18 protein-coding genes are annotated in these 20,277 nt (G+C 71.7%); 8 read left to right on the forward strand and 10 right to left on the reverse strand.

What is annotated here, in order from left to right; translation table 11 throughout:
* The first annotated feature begins 43 nt into the window (after window positions 1-43).
* The 4 genes from FH715_RS04025 to FH715_RS04040 all read left to right on the forward strand — a co-directional run bounded on the left by FH715_RS04025 (window position 44) and on the right by FH715_RS04040 (window position 4,305).
* Window positions 44-1,078 (forward strand): FecCD family ABC transporter permease, encoded by a 1,035-nt coding sequence (locus FH715_RS04025; protein WP_425472659.1) that lies wholly within the window; start codon window positions 44-46, stop codon window positions 1,076-1,078.
* A 197-nt stretch (window positions 1,079-1,275) separates the two neighbouring features.
* Window positions 1,276-2,064 carry an ABC transporter ATP-binding protein gene (locus FH715_RS04030; protein ID WP_211367419.1) on the forward strand — a complete coding sequence of 263 codons (789 nt, stop codon included), beginning with the start codon at window positions 1,276-1,278 and terminating at the stop codon, window positions 2,062-2,064.
* A gap of 101 nt (window positions 2,065-2,165) precedes the next feature.
* Entirely contained in the window at window positions 2,166-2,783 is a 618-nt protein-coding gene (locus tag FH715_RS04035) for a TOPRIM nucleotidyl transferase/hydrolase domain-containing protein (RefSeq protein ID WP_139640711.1), read from the forward strand.
* A gap of 205 nt (window positions 2,784-2,988) precedes the next feature.
* The gene (locus FH715_RS04040) at window positions 2,989-4,305 is read left to right on the forward strand and encodes a PP2C family protein-serine/threonine phosphatase (protein ID WP_139640713.1); all 1,317 of its coding nucleotides are present in this window, start codon (window positions 2,989-2,991) and stop codon (window positions 4,303-4,305) included.
* 94 nt (window positions 4,306-4,399) lie between these two features.
* Here FH715_RS04040 and FH715_RS04045 read toward each other — a convergent pair whose 3' ends face one another.
* A complete protein-coding gene (locus FH715_RS04045; RefSeq protein ID WP_246108535.1) occupies window positions 4,400-5,503 on the reverse strand; it encodes a GlxA family transcriptional regulator in 1,104 nt (367 codons plus the stop codon).
* Between the two features lie 245 nt (window positions 5,504-5,748).
* Here FH715_RS04045 and FH715_RS04050 point away from each other — a divergent pair, with 245 nt between their 5' ends.
* Entirely contained in the window at window positions 5,749-6,180 is a 432-nt protein-coding gene (locus FH715_RS04050) for a RidA family protein (RefSeq protein ID WP_139640715.1), read from the forward strand.
* Between the two features lie 202 nt (window positions 6,181-6,382).
* Window positions 6,383-7,177, forward strand: coding sequence for an SAM-dependent methyltransferase (locus FH715_RS04055; RefSeq protein ID WP_139640717.1), 795 nt, complete (start codon window positions 6,383-6,385; stop codon window positions 7,175-7,177).
* A 149-nt stretch (window positions 7,178-7,326) separates the two neighbouring features.
* On the opposite strand, the gene FH715_RS04060 is transcribed toward FH715_RS04055, so the two are convergent.
* From FH715_RS04060 to FH715_RS04085, 6 genes are all read right to left on the reverse strand, one after another.
* The gene (locus tag FH715_RS04060) at window positions 7,327-8,811 is read right to left on the reverse strand and encodes an FGGY-family carbohydrate kinase (protein ID WP_139640719.1); all 1,485 of its coding nucleotides are present in this window, start codon (window positions 8,809-8,811) and stop codon (window positions 7,327-7,329) included.
* Entirely contained in the window at window positions 8,808-10,253 is a 1,446-nt protein-coding gene (locus FH715_RS04065) for an L-fucose/L-arabinose isomerase family protein (protein ID WP_139640721.1), read from the reverse strand. Before FH715_RS04065 ends, FH715_RS04060 begins: the two co-directional genes overlap by 4 nt.
* A gap of 97 nt (window positions 10,254-10,350) precedes the next feature.
* Entirely contained in the window at window positions 10,351-11,172 is an 822-nt protein-coding gene (locus tag FH715_RS04070) for a carbohydrate ABC transporter permease (protein WP_139640723.1), read from the reverse strand.
* Complete coding sequence (locus FH715_RS04075) at window positions 11,162-12,124, reverse strand: carbohydrate ABC transporter permease (RefSeq protein ID WP_139640726.1); 963 nt, start codon at window positions 12,122-12,124, stop codon at window positions 11,162-11,164. Before FH715_RS04075 ends, FH715_RS04070 begins: the two co-directional genes overlap by 11 nt.
* The gene (locus tag FH715_RS04080) at window positions 12,121-13,515 is read right to left on the reverse strand and encodes an ABC transporter substrate-binding protein (RefSeq protein ID WP_139640728.1); all 1,395 of its coding nucleotides are present in this window, start codon (window positions 13,513-13,515) and stop codon (window positions 12,121-12,123) included. The genes FH715_RS04075 and FH715_RS04080 overlap by 4 nt, the downstream gene beginning before the upstream one ends.
* A 67-nt stretch (window positions 13,516-13,582) precedes the next feature.
* Window positions 13,583-14,635, reverse strand: a complete 1,053-nt coding sequence (locus FH715_RS04085) for a glycoside hydrolase family 172 protein (RefSeq protein ID WP_246108536.1) — start codon at window positions 14,633-14,635, stop codon at window positions 13,583-13,585.
* Window positions 14,636-14,934: 299 nt separating this feature from the next.
* On the opposite strand from FH715_RS04085, the gene FH715_RS04090 reads away from it, so the two are divergent.
* Window positions 14,935-16,008 (forward strand): LacI family DNA-binding transcriptional regulator, encoded by a 1,074-nt coding sequence (locus FH715_RS04090; RefSeq protein WP_139640732.1) that lies wholly within the window; start codon window positions 14,935-14,937, stop codon window positions 16,006-16,008.
* Between the two features lie 37 nt (window positions 16,009-16,045).
* Here FH715_RS04090 and FH715_RS04095 read toward each other — a convergent pair whose 3' ends face one another.
* Complete coding sequence (locus FH715_RS04095) at window positions 16,046-17,737, reverse strand: glycoside hydrolase family 183 protein (RefSeq protein WP_139640734.1); 1,692 nt, start codon at window positions 17,735-17,737, stop codon at window positions 16,046-16,048.
* 226 nt (window positions 17,738-17,963) lie between these two features.
* On the reverse strand, window positions 17,964-18,314 hold the full coding sequence (locus FH715_RS04100) for a hypothetical protein (protein ID WP_139640735.1): 351 nt from the start codon (window positions 18,312-18,314) through the stop codon (window positions 17,964-17,966).
* Between the two features lie 111 nt (window positions 18,315-18,425).
* Here FH715_RS04100 and FH715_RS04105 point away from each other — a divergent pair, with 111 nt between their 5' ends.
* A complete protein-coding gene (locus FH715_RS04105) occupies window positions 18,426-19,034 on the forward strand; it encodes a TetR/AcrR family transcriptional regulator (protein ID WP_170184618.1) in 609 nt (202 codons plus the stop codon).
* A gap of 97 nt (window positions 19,035-19,131) precedes the next feature.
* Here FH715_RS04105 and FH715_RS04110 read toward each other — a convergent pair whose 3' ends face one another.
* Window positions 19,132-20,097, reverse strand: a complete 966-nt coding sequence (locus FH715_RS04110) for a helix-turn-helix domain-containing protein (protein WP_139640741.1) — start codon at window positions 20,095-20,097, stop codon at window positions 19,132-19,134.
* Window positions 20,098-20,277 lie beyond the last annotated feature (180 nt).

The following is a 20,277-nucleotide window of genomic DNA, read 5'->3' on the forward strand; positions in this document are numbered from 1 at the left end:
CCAGGGGAGGCTTGACCAGGGGAGGAGGGAACGGTCGGAGTCGGTGGCCCCCGGCTATCTGGTGCTCAGGCGCGGCCGGTTCTCGGCGCGGCTGGCGGTGGGGCCGCTGCTGGTCCGCGGCCTGCTGGCGCTGCTCGTGCTGGCGCTGTCCGCGCTGGCCCTCACCCTGGGGCGCGCGCAGGTCACCCTCCCCGAGCTGGTGTCCGTGCTCGGCGGCCGGGAGCAGGGCACGCTGCGCACGGTGGTTCTGGAGTGGCGGCTGCCGCGCGTCGTCGCCGCCGTGCTCTTCGGCGCCGCGCTCGGCGTCAGCGGCGCCGTCTTCCAGTCCCTGACCAGAAACCCCTTGGGCAGCCCCGACGTCATCGGGTTCAACTCGGGTGCGTTCACCGGAGTGGTGGCCGCCGTGCTGCTGGGCGCGACCAGCTATGTCGCGCTCTCCGCCTGGGCGTTGCTGGGCGGGGTGACAACCGCGGTACTGGTCTACGTGCTCGCTTTCCGGCGGGGTCTCTCCGGGTTCCGCTTCCTCATCGTCGGCATCGCGGTCGGGACGTTCCTGTCGTCGCTCAACTCGTGGTTCTTCGTGAAGGCCGAGCAGCAGCAGGCGCTGCGGACCGCGGTGTGGGGCGCCGGGACGCTGACCCGGGCCGACTGGACCACGCTGGCGCTCGCGGGGGGAGCGGCGCTCGCCGTCGCCGCCGTGCTGCCGCTGGCCGGGCGGTGGCTGCGGCAGCTGGAGTTGGGCGACACCACGGCCGCGGCGCTCGGCGTGCCGGTCGAACGGGCCAAGGCCGTCCTCGTGTTGCTCGGCGTCGTGACGACGGCGCTGGTCACGGCTTCGGCCGGGCCGATCTCGTTCGTCGCGCTGGCCGCGCCGCACATCGCCCGCCGCATCACCCGGCGGGGCGGCTCCGTCGATCTGCCCTCCGCCGCCCTGGTCGGCTCCCTGCTGCTGCTCGCCTCCGATGTCGCCGCCCAACACGCCATCTCCGGCGTCGTGTTGCCGGTCGGCGCGGTGACCGTGTGCTTCGGCGGCCTGTATCTGGTCTGGCTGCTGGTCGTGGAGTCGAGACGCTCGTGACGGACGACGAGCGGAACAGCGGGGCGCGACGACGGGTGCGGCAACGGGCCGAACGGCGTGAGCCACTAGGTCTTACCAGTTGAAAGCCTCTACCCGTTGACAGCAGCCCTGACCAGTCGAGCGAACCTCACCAGTGGAACGGACCTGACAAAGTGAACGGCACTTACCAGTCGAACCGGCAGGGGGAAGGAGCCCCCGTGCCGGGGCTCTCCGCCCGGGAGCTGCGCGTGGGCTACGGCGCCCGGGACGTACTCCCCGGGCTGGACTTCGACGTCCCCGACGCCGAACTCACCGTCATCATCGGCCCCAATGCCTGCGGCAAGTCCACCCTGCTGCACGCGCTGGCCCGACTGCACGCCGCGCGCGGCGGCAGCGTGCTGCTGGACGGGAAGGACATCCGCCGGTACGGCGCCAAGGAGGTCGCCCGCCGCGTCGGCCTGCTGCCGCAGTCCTCGACGGCGCCCGACGGCATCACCGTCCACGACCTGGTCTCCCGGGGCCGCTACCCGCACCAGAGCGTGTTGCGCGGCTGGTCGCGCGAGGACGCGCGGGCGGTGGAGGACGCCCTCCGCTCCACCGGCGTCCTGGACCTCGCCCACCGCCGCGTCGACCAACTCTCCGGCGGACAGCGCCAACGCGTCTGGATCGCGATGGCGGTGGCCCAGGAGACCCCGCTGTTCCTCCTCGACGAGCCGACCACCTTCCTGGACATCGGCCACCAGGTCGAGGTGCTGCGGCTGATGCGCGAGCTGCGGGAGGCGGGCCGGACCGTCGTCGCCGTCCTGCACGAGATCAACCACGCCGCCCGCTATGCCACCCATCTCGTCGCCATGCGCGAGGGCCGGATCATCGCCAGGGGCGACCCGCGCGACATCGTCACGCCCGAGCTGATCGGCACCATGTTCGGGCTGACCGCCAGGGTCCTGGTCGACGACGTCACCGGCGCCCCCGTCGTGGTCCCCGACGAGCCGATCCGCCCCGCCTGACCGCGCGGAACAACGGGCGCGCCCGGGCAACGAGGGCGCGCGGTGGGGCGCGCGGCGGAAACTCCCTACCGCCCCGGCCGCCGAGGGCACAGACTCGTGCCATGGCTGACATGGGGGCGTTCAGGGAAGCGGTCGTCGCGTGGGCGGCGGGCGGGCCCGGCGAGCCAGCCGCCGCCCTGGTCGGCCGTCTCGACGTGCGGACGGTCGTGCTGGTGGAGGGGCCCAGCGACACTGCGGCGGTCGACGCGTTGACCGAACGGCGGGGCCGGGACCTGCCGTCCGAGGGCGTGTGCGTGCTGCCGATGGGCGGTGCGATGAGCGTGGGGCGCTTTGTCGACCTTCTCGGCCCCTCAGGTCTCGGGCTGCGGCTGACCGGCCTCTGCGACGAGGCCGAACGGCCCTACTACGCACGCGCGTTGGGGCGGGCCGGCGCCGACGAACGGGACATCTTCGTCTGCGTGGCCGACCTGGAGGACGAGCTGATCCGCGCGCTGGGGGTGCGGCGCGTCGAGGAACTGGTCAGGTCGGAAGGTGACCAGCGACCACTGGAGACGTTTCTGCGCCAACCCGCGCAACGCGACCGCACGGACCAGCAGCGGCTGCGGCGCTTCCTCGGCACCAGGAAGGGGCGCAAGATCCACTACGGCCGCGCGCTCGTCGAGGCCCTGGAGCCCGACCGCGTCCCCGCGCCCCTCGACGACCTGCTCGCCCGCCTCTGACCCCGCTGGTCTCGGCCCCCGTCTCCGCACCCGTCTCCGGTCCCGCCCCGCTGCCTGGCCCGGCCCCGGGGGTGCCGGGCCCGGGGCCGTCCGTGTGACCTGCCGTGGCATCCGTTGTGCGCGCGGGAAGGGGCGCGGCCCGGCGCCCTACTGTGACGCCACCGGACGGCGGGTCCGGGTACCGAGCGACACGGGGCGGACGAGGATGACGGAGCCGGAGATCGACTACCGGGCGGCCTTCAGGGCGGCGCCGACGCCGCTCGCGCTGCTCACCACGGAGCTGCGGTTCGTCGACGTGACCGACGCCTATCTGGAGCTGGCCGGCCGCCCGCGCGAGCAGGTGGTCGGCCGCCTCGCCTACGAGGCGTTCCCCGACCAGCCGAACAGTGAACGCCCCAGCGGCGTGCGCCGGTTGCGGCGGTCGATGGAGCGCGTACTGGCCACCGGCAAGCGCGACGTGATGGCCGTCCAACGCTACGACGTGGAGCCGGAGGAGGGCTCGGGGCGCTGGACGGAACGGTACTTCAGCATCGTCAACGCCCCGGTGCTCGGCCCGGACGGCGAGGTGCGGCTGCTGCTCAACAGGTTGGAGGAGGTCACCCGACTGGTTCTCACCAGTGGTCCGGAGGGCCGGCAAGGGGACGAGCGCGACGGAACGGGCGGCGCGCGCGGGGAGGAGCGGGCAGGTGAAGACCGCCGCCAGGCCAACGGGAGCGCCCGGCAGGAGTCCGACCTGTTGGCCAGAGCTGACGAGTTGCAGCACACCAACGAGCGGCTGCGCGAGGCGCACTCGCGGGAGCGGCATGTCGCCATGGAGCTGCAACGGGCGATGCTGCCGACCCCCGAGCTCATCGCGCCGCGGGACGCCGCCGTTCGTTACCAGCCGGCCAGTGCCACGATGAACGTGTGCGGTGACTGGTATGACCTGATCGACGTCGACTCCCACCACTCGTCGGTGGTGGTCGGCGACGTCGTCGGTCACGGGCTCGAAGCGGCGGGCGTCATGGGCCAGTTGCGCAGCGCGTTGAGTGCGCTGGCCAGGGCCGCGACCCCGCCGGCCGCGGCGTTGAACATCATCGACATCTACTCGCGTTCCGTCCCCGGCGCCGAGTCGACCACCGCGGTCAGTATCCAGGTCGACTGGTTGGCGAGTCGACTGGTCTACAGCAGCGCTGGTCACCTGCCACCGCTGCTCGCCCGCCGGAACGGGACCGTGGAAGTGCTCGACCGGGCCACCAACCCGCCCCTCGGCCTGCTCCCCGAGGGCGGGGCCACGATCGAGGGCCGCGTCGCCTTCGAGCCGGGGGACGTGCTGGTCGTCTACACCGACGGGCTGGTGGAACGGCGCGACGAGGACATCGACCGCGGCCTGGCTCGGCTGGCCGACTCGCTGGCGAGCCATCGCACCGCGCCCGCCGAGGAGTTGGCCGAGGCGCTGCTGGCCGACCTGCTGCCCCCGGAGGGCACCGAGGACGACACGGCGCTGGTCGTCCTGCGACTGGCCCACGACGGGCCGGGCTGACCCGCGCGGCGGGGACCGTTCCGCCGGCCGGGCGTGCGAGGTCAGCGGCTCGCGGGCCGGCGGTCGGCGGCGGGAAGCGGGAACGCGGGCCGGGTCACGCCGCCGGGCCCGGCCCGGCCAGGGACTCCTCCGCCTCGACGAACTGCCCGCGGTAGGCGCTCGGGGTGATGCCCAACTCCCGCCGGAAGAACGCCCGGAAGTTCGCGGCGCTGCCGAACCCGGCGGCGCCGGCGACCCGTTCGATCGACCAGTCCGAGGTCTCCAGCAGCCGCCGCGCGTGGTGCAGACGTTGGAGGGCGAGCCAGCGCATCGGCGGCAGGCCCGTCTCACGGGTGAACCGCCGCACGAAGGTCCGGCGCGAGAGCAGGCTGTGGTCGGCCAGCCGCTGCACGGTGAGGGGCTCCGCCACGTGTGCGATCGCCCACTCCCGCGTCGCGCGCAGGTTCGCGCGGCCCGGCGCCGGCACCCGCGAGTACTGCGGCTCGTCGGCGTGGCGGAGCGCGGGCGAGACGACCTCCTTCGCCACTCCGTCCGCGGCGGAGCTGCCGAAGTCCGTGCGCACCACGTGCAGACAGGCGTCGATCCCGGCCCCGGCGCCGGCCGAGGTGACGAACGGGCCGTCCTCGACGAGCAGTCGGTTCTCCACGACGTCGACCTCCGGCCGCAGCGCCCGCAGCCGGTCGGTGTAGCGCCAGTGAGTCGTCGCCGTGCGCCCGTCCAGCGCCCCGCTGGCCGCCAGCGCGAAGACGCCGGTGCAGACGGCGACCACCCGCGCCCCGCGCGCCACCGCCGCCCGCAGAACGGTCAACGCCGCCTCGGCGACCGGGAGTTCGGGCTCGTCGTAGCCCGGTACCACCACGATGTCGGCGCGCGTCGCGTCGGCGAGCGGCCGGGTGGGGCCGAGCTGCGCGGCGAGATCGCGCGCGGACGCCTCCTCTGCCGCGCGCTCCTCCGCGGCGGCTTCGACGCGGTCCCCGGTGTCGAAGCCGGCCTCGGTGTCGGTGCCGGTGTCGGCGCCCCCGGTGCCGGTGCCGGTGCCGGCGCGGCGAGTCGGGGCGGGATCGCCGCAGATGGCGACCGAGTAGCCGGGATGGCGGCCGAAGACGTGCGCCGCGATGCTGACGTCCAGGGCATAGGCGCGGGGCAGCGCGAGGATGGCGACCTCCGTGTCCTTCGCTCGCTTCGGCGTGGTGCTCAACGCGCGTCCCTCTCCCGTTCTGCCGTCCAGTTCGCTTACCAGCTCGTATACCGGTTCGACTTACCGGTTCGTCTTACCAGTTCCGGTGCGGCTTTCCGTGCCGTCCCGAGCTGACCAGTCTACGAACGGGCCCGATGGCACGATCCTTGCCGCGGTTGGCACGGCCGGGGCTGTTTCGCCCCGGAACCGCCGCATAGCGTCCGAGTGTGCGTGCAGGGCGCACCGAAGGCGAGGAGAGAAGAACGATGAGCGGTGCCGAGCGGGTCGAGAGCTGGGGCGTGCCCTGGGAGGAGGGGCACGGTTACGTGCAGGCGGTGCGGCGCGGGGACACCATCTACCTCTCCGGGCAGGTTTCGCACGACGGGGAGACGCTGGTCGCGCCGGCGCCTCTCGACGACTCGGGGAGGGTCACCGACACCGCCAACACGGGGGAGCAGCTGCGCCAGGTGTACGCCAACGCGGCCGAGCTGCTGGGGCGCTTCGGCGCCTCCCTGGACGATGTCGTCGAGGAGGTGATCTACGCCGTCGACCTGGACCAGATCCACGCCTCCGGTGGGCCGGTGCGCAAGGCGGCCTACGGCCGGCCCGACCCGCGGGTCGCCAGTACGGTGATCGGTGCGTCGCGGCTGGCCTTCCCCGAGCTGCTGGTCGAGGTCAGGTTCGTCGCCAGGGTCTGAGGCGTCCCGGTCGGCCCGGCGCGGCCCGGCGCGGCCGGGCCGACCGGGACGACCGGCTCGTTCGGTCCGCGACACCGAGCGAGAAACCGCCCCCGTGTCGTGCTTGTGTGCCAACTCCGTGCGCATAATCGCCACTTGGCCCGCCTGGCATATGCGGCCCGGCGCGGCGACCGTGCGAAGCAGTCTTCAGGAAGGGCAGCTCATGAACGAGAACACCGGTGACGCCATCGACACGACGGTGCCGCACTCCGCCCGGATCTGGAACTACTGGCTCGGTGGGCGCGACAACTACGAGGTGGACCGGGTGGCCGGCCGGGCGTTCGAGGCGCGTTTCCCCGGCATCACCCTCGGCGCGCGCGCCGCCCGCTACTTCCTCGCCCGCGCGGTGCGCCACCTGACGGAGGAGACCGACGTGCGGCAGTTCCTCGACATCGGCACCGGGCTGCCGAGCGTCGACAACACCCACGAGATCGCGCAGCGCGTCGCGCCGGAGTCGCGCACCCTCTACGTGGACAAGGACCCACTGGTCATCGCCCACGCGCGGGCGTTGTTGACCAGTAGCCCGCAGGGCGCCACGCGCTATCTGCTGGCCGACATCCGCGAGCCGGAGGTCATCCTGGAACGGGCGGCGGAGCATCTCGACCTCTCCCGCCCGACCGCGCTGATGCTGATGGGCATCCTCGGCCACATCGAGGACATCGAGGAGGCGCGTTCCCTCACCCGCCGACTGGTCGAGGGGCTGCCGCCCGGCAGCTATCTGGTGCACTACGACAGCACCAGCACCAGCGAGGACTACGTGGCCGCCATCGAGGGCTACAACGCGCAGGCACCCGTGCCGTACATCCTGCGCGACCCGGAGGAGTTCCGGCCGTTCTACGACGGCCTGGAGCTGCTGGAGCCGGGACTGGTCTCCTGTTCCCGCTGGCGCCCCGACACGCTGGCGCTCGGCCTCCCCGAGGAGGTTCACCAGTACGGCGCGGTGGCCTACAAGAGGTGACCTGACCACTTCGCGCCGTTCCCCGCGCCCCCGGAAACGGGGGCGCGGGGAACGGCGCGAGCCACCACGGCCCTGGCCGTGGCCGACGGCGCGCCGCTCACCACCCCGCGACCGCCGTCGCCCCCGCTCCGCCCCCCTCGCCTGAGGGCCTACGCGCCCAACTGCTCCGCCGCCAGCGCGTGGGCCGCGTCCCGGGTCGCCGGGTACAGGTCCCGGTAGATCCGGTAGAGCCGGTCGTACCGTTCCGCCGCCGCCGGGTCGGGTTCCACGGTGTGCGCGACCGGGTTCCACGCCGCCATGTCGCCGGCGCCGGCCAGACCGGTGCCGACGGCCGCGAGGAACGCGTCGCCGTAGGAGGCGCCGATGGTGTGGCGCGGGATCTCCTGCGGCCGGCCGGTGACGTCGGAGACGATCCGCGTCCACAGCTCGCGCGCGCCGCCGCCGACGGCCACCAGCCGGTCCAGCTCCCCGCCGGACGCGGCCATCACCTCCAGGTTGTGCCGCACGCCGAACGCCGTGCCCTCCAGCGCCGCCCGGTACAGATGGCCCCGCCCGTGGCGGAGCGTCAGCCCCAGCACCAGGCCCCGCGCGTCGGGGTCGAAGACCGGCGTGCGTTCGCCGGCGAAGTACGGCAGCATCACCAGCCCCTCGGCGCCAGGTCCCGCCGCGTCCGCCTCCTCGACCAGGGTCTCGAACGCCGCGCCGGTGAGGTCCCGCAGCCAGCCCGTGACCGCGCCCGAGGTGGCCATCCCGCCGGCCAGGCAGGAGGTGCCGGGGAAGACGCCCCTGGTGGTCCACATCAGGGGTGTCGGTTTCGGCGTGCCGACGACGTTGACCAGGAACATCGTGCTGCCGTACATGAGCATCAGGTCGCCGGGCGCGCCCACCCCGGCGGCCGTGGCCTCCGCCCAGGCGTCGACGGTGCCTGCCACCACGGGCGTGCCGGCAGGCAGGCCGGTCGCCTCGGCCGCGGCCGGCGTGATCTCGCCGGCGACCTCGCCCGGCCACAGCAGCCGCGGCCACTCCATGCCGGGGGCGATCTCCTCGCACCACTCCTCGATCCAGGCCCCCCGGGCCGGATCGTAGAGCGGCGTTGACTGGCTGGCGGAGTGGTGGTCCAACACGTAGGCGCCGGTCAACCGCTTTACCAGAAAGGAAGTGGCCATAAACCAGCGGCGGGTGGCCGCCCAGACCTCGGGCTCCTCCTCGCGCACCCATTCCAGCTTCGGACCGACGGCCTGACTGGTCAACAACGAGCCGCAGCGAGCCAGTACCGTCTCCTCGCCGTAGCGGGCGTGCTGCGCGGCGATCTGCCGGCCGGCGCGGGTGTCCACGCCGTAGAGGATCGCCGGACGGAGCGGGTTGTCGTCGGCGTCGGCCGGCAGCAGACAGGGGCCGATGCCGCTGACGCCGACCCCGGCGATCTCCTCGCCGGCCGCCCGGTCGAGCAACTCCCGTGTGAGGGCCAGGAAGTCGGCCCACCACACGTCCAGCGCGTCGTGCTCGACCCACCCGGGGCGCGGCGTCGCGGTGACGTGGCCCCGGGTGGCCTGGGCGACCAACTCCCCGTCGGGGCGCACCAGTACGCCCTTCGAAGCGGAGGTGCCGATGTCGATGCCGAGCAGCAGGGTCACACCCGCTCCTTCGCCTGCTCGGGGCCGGCGGCCGTGCCGAAGCCGTCCCAGCGCACGCCCAGCAGCCGGCAGACGGCGCGCAGCGCGTCGACCTGGTCGCCGGGCACGGCGTGCAGGTGGTTGGAGCCGAAGCGGCCGAGGAACTCCTCGGCGGGCGCCTCCAGTCGGGCGAACGCGTGCGGCCACTCGTAGGTGGAGGCCCGCATCAGCCGCTCGTTGGTGGCGTCGTCGTAGGTCTCCAGGCTGCCGCGCGTCACCTGCATCCGGTACTCGCCGTCCAGCCGCGTCAGCCGGGCGAACGTCAGGTCGCCCGGCGCGGCGAGGTGCTGCACGGAGGCGCCGCCGGCGGGGAAGTAGAAGACCTCCGGGTGGAAGTTGACGCGGGAGAGGTTCTCCGCCGGGTCGTCGGAACGTGCGGCGTACCAGGTGGCGTGCTGACCCGAGTTGCACAGGTCCCACAGGTCGCGGTCGGCGTGGTAGTGCCGCACGTCGGCGAAGAGCACCGGGTCGCCGGTGAGCAGCTTCAGCAGCTGCATCGTCAGCGCGCCGTCCATGTCCGCCTCGGTGGCGGTGACATGGGTGGCCTTCGGCCCCTCCCAGTCGTAGGGGTCGTTGAGGAACGCCTCGGCGACGTCCATCGTGCAGAAGTGCGTGGTCAGTTCGGGCTGACCCTTGATGCCGGAGAAGTCGAGGTTCCACTCGTCGATCAGCTCGCGCATCGCGTAGTACGAGCGGATCTGACGCTCCAAGAGTTCGGGGGTGAGCTGCTTGCCGTCGTAGTGGACGCCCGCCGCGTGGCGTTCGATCCACTCGCGTCCGGCGCGGACCCGCGCGGGGTCGGCGTTGTCGGCGCGGCGGACGATCTCCCACTGGTCGATCTCCTCGACGTCCACGCCGAACTGGCTCATCCACTGGTCAGGGTTGGCGACCGCGGTGTACATGCCCATGGGTCGGCCGCCGATCCGGCCGAAGGTGGAGCCGCGCAGCCCCTGCACGGCGGCGGCGGCCCGGACCTGGGTGAGGATGCGCGTGACGACGGCGGGGTCCTTCAGGTCGCCCCAGGCGCGGGAGTGGACCCGCCCGATCTGGTCGAGACCGCCGCCGCCCGCGAGCATCCCGACCATGCCGGGGAACTGCGGGTCGATGTTGGCGACCAGCAGCAACGGCCCCGGCGTGGCCTCGGCGGCGAGCATGGTGAAGTGCGGGAACGTCCACACCGAGTGGTGCATCACGGTGAGGTCGGGGTGCTGGTCGGCCAGCCAACGGGCCTGGGAGGTGGCCAGTGCGTTGGTGCTGACCTGCTCGGGCGCGGTGATCACCTCGTGACCGGCCGCCGTGAGCACGGCGGCCAGTTCGCGGCCGGCGCGGTCGATGTGGTCGGTGACGTCGCGGTGGACGAAGTCGCGGCCGTCGGAGAGGGAGAGCAGGCCGATACGTGCCATGGTGCGTTTTCCTCCGCGGGGGTTGAACGACGCGTGACGCGTCGGTGTGGGCGGTCACGCCACGGCGCCGTCGTGGGGCGCCGTGGCGTGTCGGGCGTCAGGACTTCATGCCCGAGGTCTTGATGGACTCGACGATCTGGCGCTGGAAGGCGAAGAACAGCGCCAGCATCGGGAGCGCCGCGACGGTGGCCGCGGCCAGGATGTAGTTCCAACTGGACGCGTACTGCGTCTGGAAGGAGGCGATGCCGAGCTGGACGACCGTCAGCTCCTCGCTACTGGTCGCGACCAGTGGCCAGACGAAGGCGTTCCAGTTGGCCAGGAAGAAGAAGACGGTCAACGCGGCCAGGATCGGCTTCGACATGGGAAGCACGATGCTCCAGTAGATCCGCCAGTGGCCCGCGCCGTCGACGATCGCCGCCTCCTCGATCTCGCGCGGAAAGCCGAGATAGAACTGGCGCAGCAGGAAGATGCCGAACGCGTTGAAGATGGCGGGGATGATCAGGCCGGCGTAACTGTCCAGCAGGTGCAGTTCCTTGGCCACCAGGAAGAGCGGGATCAGCACCACGGGCGCGGAGACGAGCAGCGTCGCGAAGATCGAGAGGAAGATCGGCTCGCGCCCGGGGAACTTCAGCCGGGCCAGCGCGTAGGCCGCCATCGAGTGGAAGAGCAGCGCCGCGAGGGTGATCACGGCCGAGATGAAGAAGCTGTTCCACATGTAGCGGGCGAACGGCACCTCGGTGAAGACGTAGACGAAGTTGTCGAACGTCACCTCACGCGGGATGAGTTGGCCGTCGGTGACGCTGTCGCGCGGCTTGAGCGAGGAGGTCGCCATCCACAGCACGGGGAAGACGGTGATCGCGGAGAGCACGATCGCGACGACGGTCAGCCCGGTGCGCCTGGCGCGGTTCTCAGCTGTCATTGTCGAACCTCCCGCCGCGCGTGACCGCGAAGATCACCGCGGAGAACGCGACCATGATCAGCACCAGGAACGAGCCCATGGCCGAGGCGTAGCCGTACTCGCCGAAGCCGAACGCCTGTTGGTAGATGTAGAAGATCGCCAGCGAGGTGCCGTTGGCGGGACCGCCGTTGGTCAGCACGAAGATCAGGTCGAGTCCGCCGGTGATGGCGGCGACGGTCGACATCAGCAGCACGAAGAAACTGGTCGGGCGGAGCAGTGGCCAGGTGATGTTGCGGAAGGTCGACCAGGGGCCGGCGCCGTCGATGCGGGCCGCCTCGTAGTACTCGGCGGGAATGTCCTGGAGGCCGGCCAGGAAAATGATCATGTAGTACCCCATCATCACCCAGACCATCACGGCGATGACGGAGAACAGGGCGAACTTGGGGTCGCCCAGCCAGGACTCGCCCTCCATGCCGAGCGAACGCAGCGCGCGGTTCACGACGCCCACCTGGTCGTCCAGCATGAACTTCCACAGCAGGCCCACCACGACCAGGCTGATGACATACGGCAGGAAGAGCGCCGTGCGGTAGACCGCCATGCCGGGCAGCTTCTGCTTGATCAGCAGCCCGAGCCCCAGGCTCACGCAGAACAGCACCGGGACCAGCACCACCACGTAAAGCCCGGTGATGCGCATCGAGTCCCAGAACAGCGGGTCGTTCATCATGCGCTCGTAGTTGCCGAGCCCGACCCAGGTGTAGGAACCGAAGCCGCTCACCTGGAAGAAGCCCAGGGCGATCGAGAGCACCATGGGGACGGCGACGAAGATCAGCAGCCCGATCACGTCCGGCGCCAGGAACAGCCCGGCCGCCACCCACTCGCGGTGCTTCCTGCTCAGCCGCCGACGCTCCCGGCGACGCGGCTCCGCGCCCCCTGGGGCGTCCGTGCGCGCCTCGGGCGCGATGGTCTCGCTCATATGAGACTCGCCCCCTCATAGCTTTTGACGTAGGCCTGGATGGCGGCCTCGGCGCGCTCCGCCTGGCCGGCCACGTCGCGGCCCGCGAGCATGGAGCCCTGGATGGCGTCGGAGAGCGCCTTGTAGACCACCGGCGGGTAACGCGGCTCGCCCCGCCCGCCGGGGAAGATCTCGTCGCGGAACTTCTTCATCGCCCAGAAGTCGTAGCCGCCGGACGCCTCGCCCAGCTCCAGCACGGACTCCCGGGGCGCCATGTCCGTCTTGGCCACGGTGCACCAGTCGACCATCCGGTCGATGCAGCGCTCGTCCATCGTCCCCAGCGCCCAGGCGCAGAACTCGGCCGCCGACTCCGGGTCCTTGCCCTGCGCGTTGGCGCAGAAGGCCCAGCCGCCCATCGCCGTCGCGTAGGAACCACCCTCCGGGACGGGGAGCTTGAAGACGCCGTACTCGAAGTCCGGCGCGTGGGCGCGGAAGCTGGCGACCTCCCAGATGCCGGACTGCCACATCGCGACGTTGTCCCCCTGAAAGGCGTTCAACAGGTCGCCCGCCGCCGGCATGGTGCGCGGGGCGATGCCGAACTGGACCGCGTCCTGCCAGAGTTGCAGCGCCTGCCGGGTGGCGCGTGAGTTCACGGTCACCGAGCCGTCCTCGGCGAAGACCTCGCCGCCGCCCTGCCACATCCACGGGTACCAGGTGAAGTTCTGGTAGTAACCGGGCTCGGTGTCGAAGGCCAGCCCCGCGCGTGTGTTCCCGCGCAACCGGTCGCCCACGTCGAGGAGTTGGTCCCAGGTCGTGGGGATGTCCCCCTCGGAGAGACCGGCCCGTTCGAAGGCGGAGACCGAGTAGTAGATCGCCAGCGGCTCCACCTCCATCGGCAGCGCGTAGACCCTGCCGTCCACGGTGCGGGTCTCCAGCGAGTCGCCGTAGTCCGCGATCGCCTCCCGGTCCATGTACGGGGTCAGGTCGGTCAGTACCCCGCCGTTGTAGTAACGGAGGAAGTCACCGGGGGAGATCAGGAAGATGTCCGGCCCCGACTCGGCGGCGAACGCGGACGGCAGCTTGGCGCCGTCCGTGTAGGTCGCGTTGGGGATGAAGACCAGTTCGATCTGCCGGTCGTGCGTGGCGTTCCACTGGTCAACCAGGTCGATAAACCACTGGGACTGCCGTTGCACGGCCGGGTCCTCGGTCCTCTGGGGGGCGTACTGGTTCCAGAAGGTCAGCTTCCCCCCGCTGCCACCACCCGAGCCGCACCCCGTGAGCAGTGCCGGAGAGGCCGCCGCCGTCGCCACCCCCGCCGCCCCGGCGAGGAAGCCCCGGCGGGAGGCGCCCCGACCGGGCGCGCGGCCGGGTGGTCGGCCGGTGCGCGCGACAACGTTGTCGTGCTGGAGCATGGTCCGTGCTCCTGTCCTTAGGTGTCGGTAGAGGTCCCGGGCGGCGGCTCCGCCCGGGACGGGTCGTTCAGTCCACTTCGATGTCCAGCAGGCCGGGCGCGGGCGGCCTGGCCCCCGGAGCGCTCGGCGCGTCCAGGTAGAACAGCGCGGTCGAGGCGATGTCGTCGCTGGTCGGCCGGTACCGGTGCGGCAGCCCGTTGTGGTGCCCGGGGCCGATGCCCAGGCTCTGCACGGTCACCCGCAGGTCCTCGGCGAACCGCACCGGGTCCGGGATGTGCCAGCGGTACATCCCGAACCGCTGCTGGCTCAGGTACAGCCCGTCGGGACGCAGGATCTGGTTCAGCCCGAGGTACGGCGTCGAGAACGCGGTGTACCCCTCGCCGGTGATGTCGAAGTTCCACGCGCCGCCGAAGTAGTCCTCGGTGCCGGTGCCGCAGATGGTCGGGTACGCGTCGTCCCCGTCGAGATAGAACTTCACCTCGCCCTCGCCCCACCAGCCCGGGCTGTTGACACCCCAGGCCAGATAGGTGCCCACGTAGTGCCCGGCGCCGCGCACGCCCTCCAGGAGGGTGTGCGTCTCGCCCGCCGGCACCGGGTGGCTGCGCCGCCACACCGCGTGGAACCAGGAGGTGTCCTCGTTCCGTTCGTCGGACAGCTCGTAGTCGATCTGGTAGTACAACGTGACGGTCTCGGCCGACAGGTTCTCCAGGGTGATCCGCGCCGCGTCGCGGAACGGCATCGGCCAGTAGGCGTTGAAACCCCCGTTGGGGTTGGCGGCCACCGGCAGCGAGGAGACCTGGCTGAAGGTGTTCCAGCCGTTGCAGAAGAAGTCGCCGAGCGGGGTCTCGACCGCCGGCTCCTCCTCGCCCTCCCAGTACATCCGCAGCAGCGTGCCGCGCCAGGCCCGGTGCGGGGCCGTGGTGCACCAGATGTGGGTGATCTTGCCGGGGCCCTGGATGTCGGCCAGGGTGGCGGTCTCGCCCGGGGCGATCTCGATGCTGGGGGAGACCTTCCACCCCCGCCCCAGCAGGCTCGCCGCGCGGGCGCCCGTTCCCTCGTCGGCCCTGCCGCCCGCGCCCTTCGCGCCGGTGAAGTTCTCCGCGCTGATGGACCGGGTCACGGCCCGGCTCCGCTGGGCCAGCCCGTCGAGTCCAACTCCCAGGTGCGTCATCGTTGGTAGGTCACCCCTTGGACCGTTTGATAGGGCGTCAAGCCCCCGGATTTGAAATCGATTTCAAGTGGAACTGAGAGTGTCGCGCGGTGTTTTAGCAGTAAAACACTGGTCCGAGTTGGGCGGTCACCCTCGGCTCCGGTGAGCTTGAACGGCTGCGCTTGAAATCCTTTTCACGCGAACATAGGGTCGCCCTACAGCGGTGTCAAGAGCCCGGTCGGCGAACCGGGGGTGGGGATGCGGAGCGTATGACGACCATCACGGATGTGGCTCGGGCCGCTGGCGTTTCGCCGGCCACCGTCTCGCGGGTCTTCAACGGCGGCCGGGTCACCCCCGAGCGCGCGGCGAGGGTGCGACGCGCCGCGGCCGAGCTGGGGTTCGAGCCCAACCGCGTCGCCCAGTCGCTGCGTAAGCAACGTGGCAGCGTCATAGGACTGCTCATTCCGGACATCGAGAACCCGTTCTTCACCTCGCTGGCGCGCGGCGTCGAGGACGCCGCCCAGCAGACGGGCCTCTCCGTGGTGTTGTGCAACACCGACGAGGACATCGACAAGGAGCGCCGCTACCTCGGCATAGCGCTCGCCGAGCAGATGGCCGGAGTCATCGTCGCCGCCGCCTCCCGCACCCAGACCGACCTCTCCCCGCTCGCCGCCCGCGGGATGCCGGCGGTGGCCGTGGACCGTAGACCGCGCGGCGCCCTCGTGGACGCCGTACTGGTGGACAACCAGTACGGGGGCGAGGCCGCCACCGAACACCTGCTGCGCGCCAGGTACCGGCGGATCGCCTGCGTCACCGGGCCCGAGGGCGCCTCCACCTCGGAGGAACGACTGGCCGGCTACCGCTCCGCGCTCCGCGACGCGCTCGCCGACGGCACGCTCACCCCCGAGGACGGCGACGACCCGCTGACCGCCTACGTGCGCTACGCCGACTTCAAGGTCGGCGGCGGCCGGGCCGCCATGGCCGACCTGCTGGCGATGGAACGCCCGCCGGACGCCGTCTTCGTCGCCAACAACCTGATGGCCGTGGGCGCGCTGGAGGTGCTGCGCGAAGCGGGGGTGACACCGCCGGAGTTCGGGGTGCTCTCCTTCGGTGGTGTGCCCTGGGCAGGACTGGTAAGGCCAAGCCTGACCACTGTGGAACTCCCTTCCTACGAGCTGGGTTTCACGGCGGCCAAGCTGCTCCAGGAACGCATCGCCGGCTCGGAGAAGGCGCTTCAGACCGTGGTGCTGCGCACCGGGCTGAGCGTCCGCGACAGCACCGGGGGCCCGCACGACGACGCCGAGGGCCAGGGGCGCCTCCGGGCGCCGTCCCCGCTCGGATAGCGGGAACGGCGCCCGGAGCGCCCACGCGGTGCGGCGCTCAGCCGCCGTAGTAGACCTCCAGCTCGGCGATGGAGGTGAACGTGCGGTCGCCGCCGGGCGCGCCGATCACCCGCACCCCGTCGCCCGCGGTCTCCGGGAAGGTCAGCGTGTAGGAACGGTTCGGCCCCGCCGAGGCGTCGCCCGGGTACGGCGGCTCCACCGTCACCGCGCCCGCGTCCGTCCATACACCGTCCTGCCGCACCTCGACGCGGGGAGCGTCGGTGAACCAGCCGCCGTCCCCGAACATCTCACCCGTCGTGTAGACGACCCGGTCCACCGTGTACTCCCGGGGCCAGGTGTAGCCCCACCAACTCTCGGTTTTCCGCTCGTCGTTCCAGTCGTCCTGACTGGCCGTCAGTTCGCCGTCGTTGTAGACCGAGGGCCCGCCGAAGTGGATCGCGCGCTCGACGCCCGTGGTGCCGGGTTCCGTCGCCAGGTTGTGCGCCGGGTCGGCCGCGTTCTCCGGCTCCGTCTCGACCCGCGGTTCGACGTGCATCTGGCGCAGCGAGTAGGTGTAGGCCCAGTGCTCGCCCGGCGGGAAACCCCCGCCGCAGGGGCAGACGTTGGACTGTATCCACATCGAACGGCCGTCCTCGCTGATGTACTTGGACGGGATCGTCACGCCGTAGCCGCCGTGCTTGGTCGTCGGCCACGGATAGCCGCCGAAGTCCCGCGAGTCGAAGCGCTCCCAGGGGCCCCAGGGCGTCGGCGACTCGTAGAACTCGAAGGTGTACTCCGTCCACGACGTGTAGAGGTAGCGGTCGAGCCCCTCGTTGTAGACGACGCCGCCCTGGCTGAGGACCGTGGTGTTCTCCACCCGTCCCTCGCCGAACACGTCCTGGTAGATGTGCCGGTCGTCGTGGAGCACCGGCGAACGGTCGGCGATGTCGGCCGACCAGGTGGGCTCGCCCGAGTCGTCGGTGCCGCTCACGAACTCCCAGGCGCCGCGGTCCGTCACGGCGTCCTTCGGCACCCGGCCGAGGTACAGGTCGACCGGGTCGGGCACCCGGTCGTTGAACGAGTCGCGCCAGTTGTGGTCAAGTCCGTAGGCGTAGACGTAGTCGTCCGGCGCGTTGGCGTAGTCCTTGCCGTAGTCCAGGAACATCACGGTGGTAAACACCCCGTCGCCGAACATCGGCGCCTCGGTGTCCCACTCCCAGGTCTGCCCCTTGTCGGTGGAGCGGGCGATGGTGGCGGCCGGGGCGTCGTTGAAGTCGAACGCCAGGTCCTGGACGGCGAGATAGAGGTCGCCGTCCACGCAGGCCATGCCGGTGGGCTTGCGGGAGTGCTCGGGGGTCCACGCCTGGCTGACCTCGGTGGCCAGTTGTTCACCTGTCAGTTGACCAGGTGTCCCGGTGATTCGGGCGACCCCGATGTCGCTGTAGACGTCGCCGAAGCCGACGCCGTCGCCGTAGGCGGTGTACACGTGGTCGTCATCGGCCCAGCAGTTGGGCCACAGGTCGCCGTGGTTGACGTTGTCCCCGACGGAGGGGGCGCCGACGGTGGCGGCGGGGTCGATGTCGACGGTGGAGAAGAAGTCGCCTACGGGGGCGTTCGCGGGGGCGTCCGAGCGCGCCGCGGCGCCGTCGCCGCTGGGCGGTGCCGCCTGGCTGGACGCGAGCACGGTGGCGGTGAGCACCCCGCACAGGCTCAGGGACAGCACCAGGCGGGTCCCGGTACTTCTGCGCATCAACTGCCTCCGGGGGGTGGGGTGGCGGGCGTTTGGAATCGATTTCAGGGGAAGGTAAGAGGCTTGCGGGGGTGAGTCAAGGCTTTGGACGCCCCCGGGAGGAAATCGATTCCAGGGGCGTCGACTCGGAGTCGGAGAGCCGGCCGGTGTTCGTCGCGCGGATGCGGGACGACGGGACGACGAGGACGGCGCGGTGCGGACCCGGGCTGGCGTGGGCGCCGGCCGGTCAGTAGAAGTACTTCACGACCGTGGTGGGTGGTTGCCCGTCGCGTAGCCAGCGCCCACGGAGGTGGACGGCCAGTAGGGAGAACTCCTCGTCGCTGAGCGGTGACGGCTCGACGGCCGGGGACATGGTTCCGCCGGGCGGCTCCTGCGACGACGCCTCCCGCGGTGACGCCTCGCCGTCCAGCGCGAACCGCTGATCCCCCGTGGGCGTGCCCTCGGCCGACGCCCGGACGACCTCGCGGCGGCGGGTGTCGAGGAGCAGGTACGTCTGGCGGGCTCCGCCGTCGATGACGACCAGATAGTGATGGGTTTGTCCGACGCCGCCGACGAGTTTCAGGAGGAACGAGCCCATGTGAGCACCGCTTCCCGCTCTCGGCCCGTCGTACTCCCCGGCTGCCGCGGTCCATGGCGGCCGTCGCCGTTGACTGCCGGATGCGTGGTGGTCTGTGGAGACAGGCGCCGGATGACACGCAGGACACGAGAGCACCGTTCGGCGGCCGAACGGCGCGAGCAGCTCCTGGACGCCGCCGTCGAGGTCATGCGCGAGGGCGGCATCGGAGCGGCCAGCACGCGGGCGGTCGCCGACCGGGCCGGTCTGCCGCAGGGCGCGTTCCACTACTGCTTCCGCTCCAAGGACGAGCTCTTCGCCGCCCTGCTGGAACGCGAGTTGAACGCCTCTCTCGGCCAGGTGTGGGACGCCCTGGCCGAGACCCGGGACATGGAGACCAGCATCGCCGCCGCGCTGCGCGCCCTACTGGACCATGTCCGCTCCGATCCCGAATACCACCTGTTGTCGGCCGAGTTGACGGACATGGCGGCGCGCACGCCGGCCCTCGCGCACGTGGCGCGCCGGGAGCACACCACCTATGTCGACCATGTCGACCAGATGCTCCGCCGCTGGGAGGAGGACGGCGCCGGTCGGCTGTCCGTCGACTCGCGGGCGCTGGCCGAGGCGCTGGTCGCCGCCTCGATCGGGATCACGTCCGCCTGGCTCAGCGCGCGCGACGACGAGGCCGCGCACGCCTCCGTCGCCCTGTTCTCCTCGGCGTTGGCGCGCGCGGCGACTCCCTGAGGCCGTTCGGCGCGTCCGCCCAGGTCGGACGGGGAGGCGGCCCGCTACCGGTCGGACGGCGAGGCGGGCGACCGGCCGGCCGGTCGCCCGCCTCCGGTCAGGCGGCGGGGCGGGCCCGCAGCGCCGCGATCAGCCACTCGAAGGCGGGGACCGCGGGCGCGCGGGCCGGCCAGCCGTTGAGGACGCCCAGCAGCTGCCAGTACCGTTCCACCTTTCCGTCGGTAAAGGTGGCCAACTGGTCAGCCAGCTCGTCACGTTCACCAGTGGACAGCTCCGGGCTGACCAGTTGGTCGAGCACGGCCCTCGCCTCGTCGGATGCGGGGTCGGTTCCCTCCCGGACGGCCCGGCCCGCGAGTTCCTGGACGCGCGCGGGGTCGGGCCCCGACGGCTCCGCGGCCGGTCCTGCCCGCGTCCCCGCCACGGCCATCTCGCGGACGCGGCGGCGGAACGCCTCGTCCCGCACGAGTGCCCCCAGCTCCACCCACGCCTCCAGCTGCTCGGAGGTGGGATCGGCGGGCAGTTCCGCCGGCAGGGCGCGCATCGCCTCCGCGATTCCGGCTCCGGGTGACGTCGGGGGCACCCCGTCGAAGACCTCGTGAACGAAGTCGTCGATGATGCGCTGCCGTTGGTCGGCCGACATCCTGGCCAGTTCGTGCATGAGTCTCATCTCCTCGGTCCTACTGCCGTGTTGAGCGATCCACCGCAGCACAGCGCGCCGGATCCGCAGCGCGCGGATCTCCGCGTCCAGCGCCCGCAGATGGGTCGCGGCCACCTCGCGCACCGTTGTCCCGCTCGCCAGTACCCGGCGGACCGTCTCCAGGTCGAAGCCGAGGTCCCGCAGCGTGCGGACGAGCTCCAGCCGGGCCACGGCCCCGGCGTCGTACAGTCGGTAGCCGCTCGTGGAGCGGCCCACGGGTGGGGCCACGCCGATGTCGGACCAGAAGCGGATCGTGCGTACCGGCAGCCCGGTCCGGCGCCCGAGCGCGCCGATCGTGAGGAGCTCCTCCCGTTCGTCACGTTCGTTCCGCTCACGAGACTTCTGTCGCCTGTCGTGATCGCTCACGGACACGACCTTTCACCTTCCAGCGGGTGGAGACTCAAGCGCGGCACGTCGGGCCGCGTGACATGCCCTCGTCTCACGGGCGGCGCGGGGCCGCGAATGCCCCGCGCCCGGCCCGTTCCCGCGTGGCCGGAACCGGACGAGAGGCAGGTGCGGGGCGCCGCCCGGGCAAGGCGGCCGAGG

This window comes from Streptomyces sedi, assembly GCF_006335015.1.
GTDB lineage: Bacteria > Actinomycetota > Actinomycetes > Streptomycetales > Streptomycetaceae > Streptomyces > Streptomyces sedi.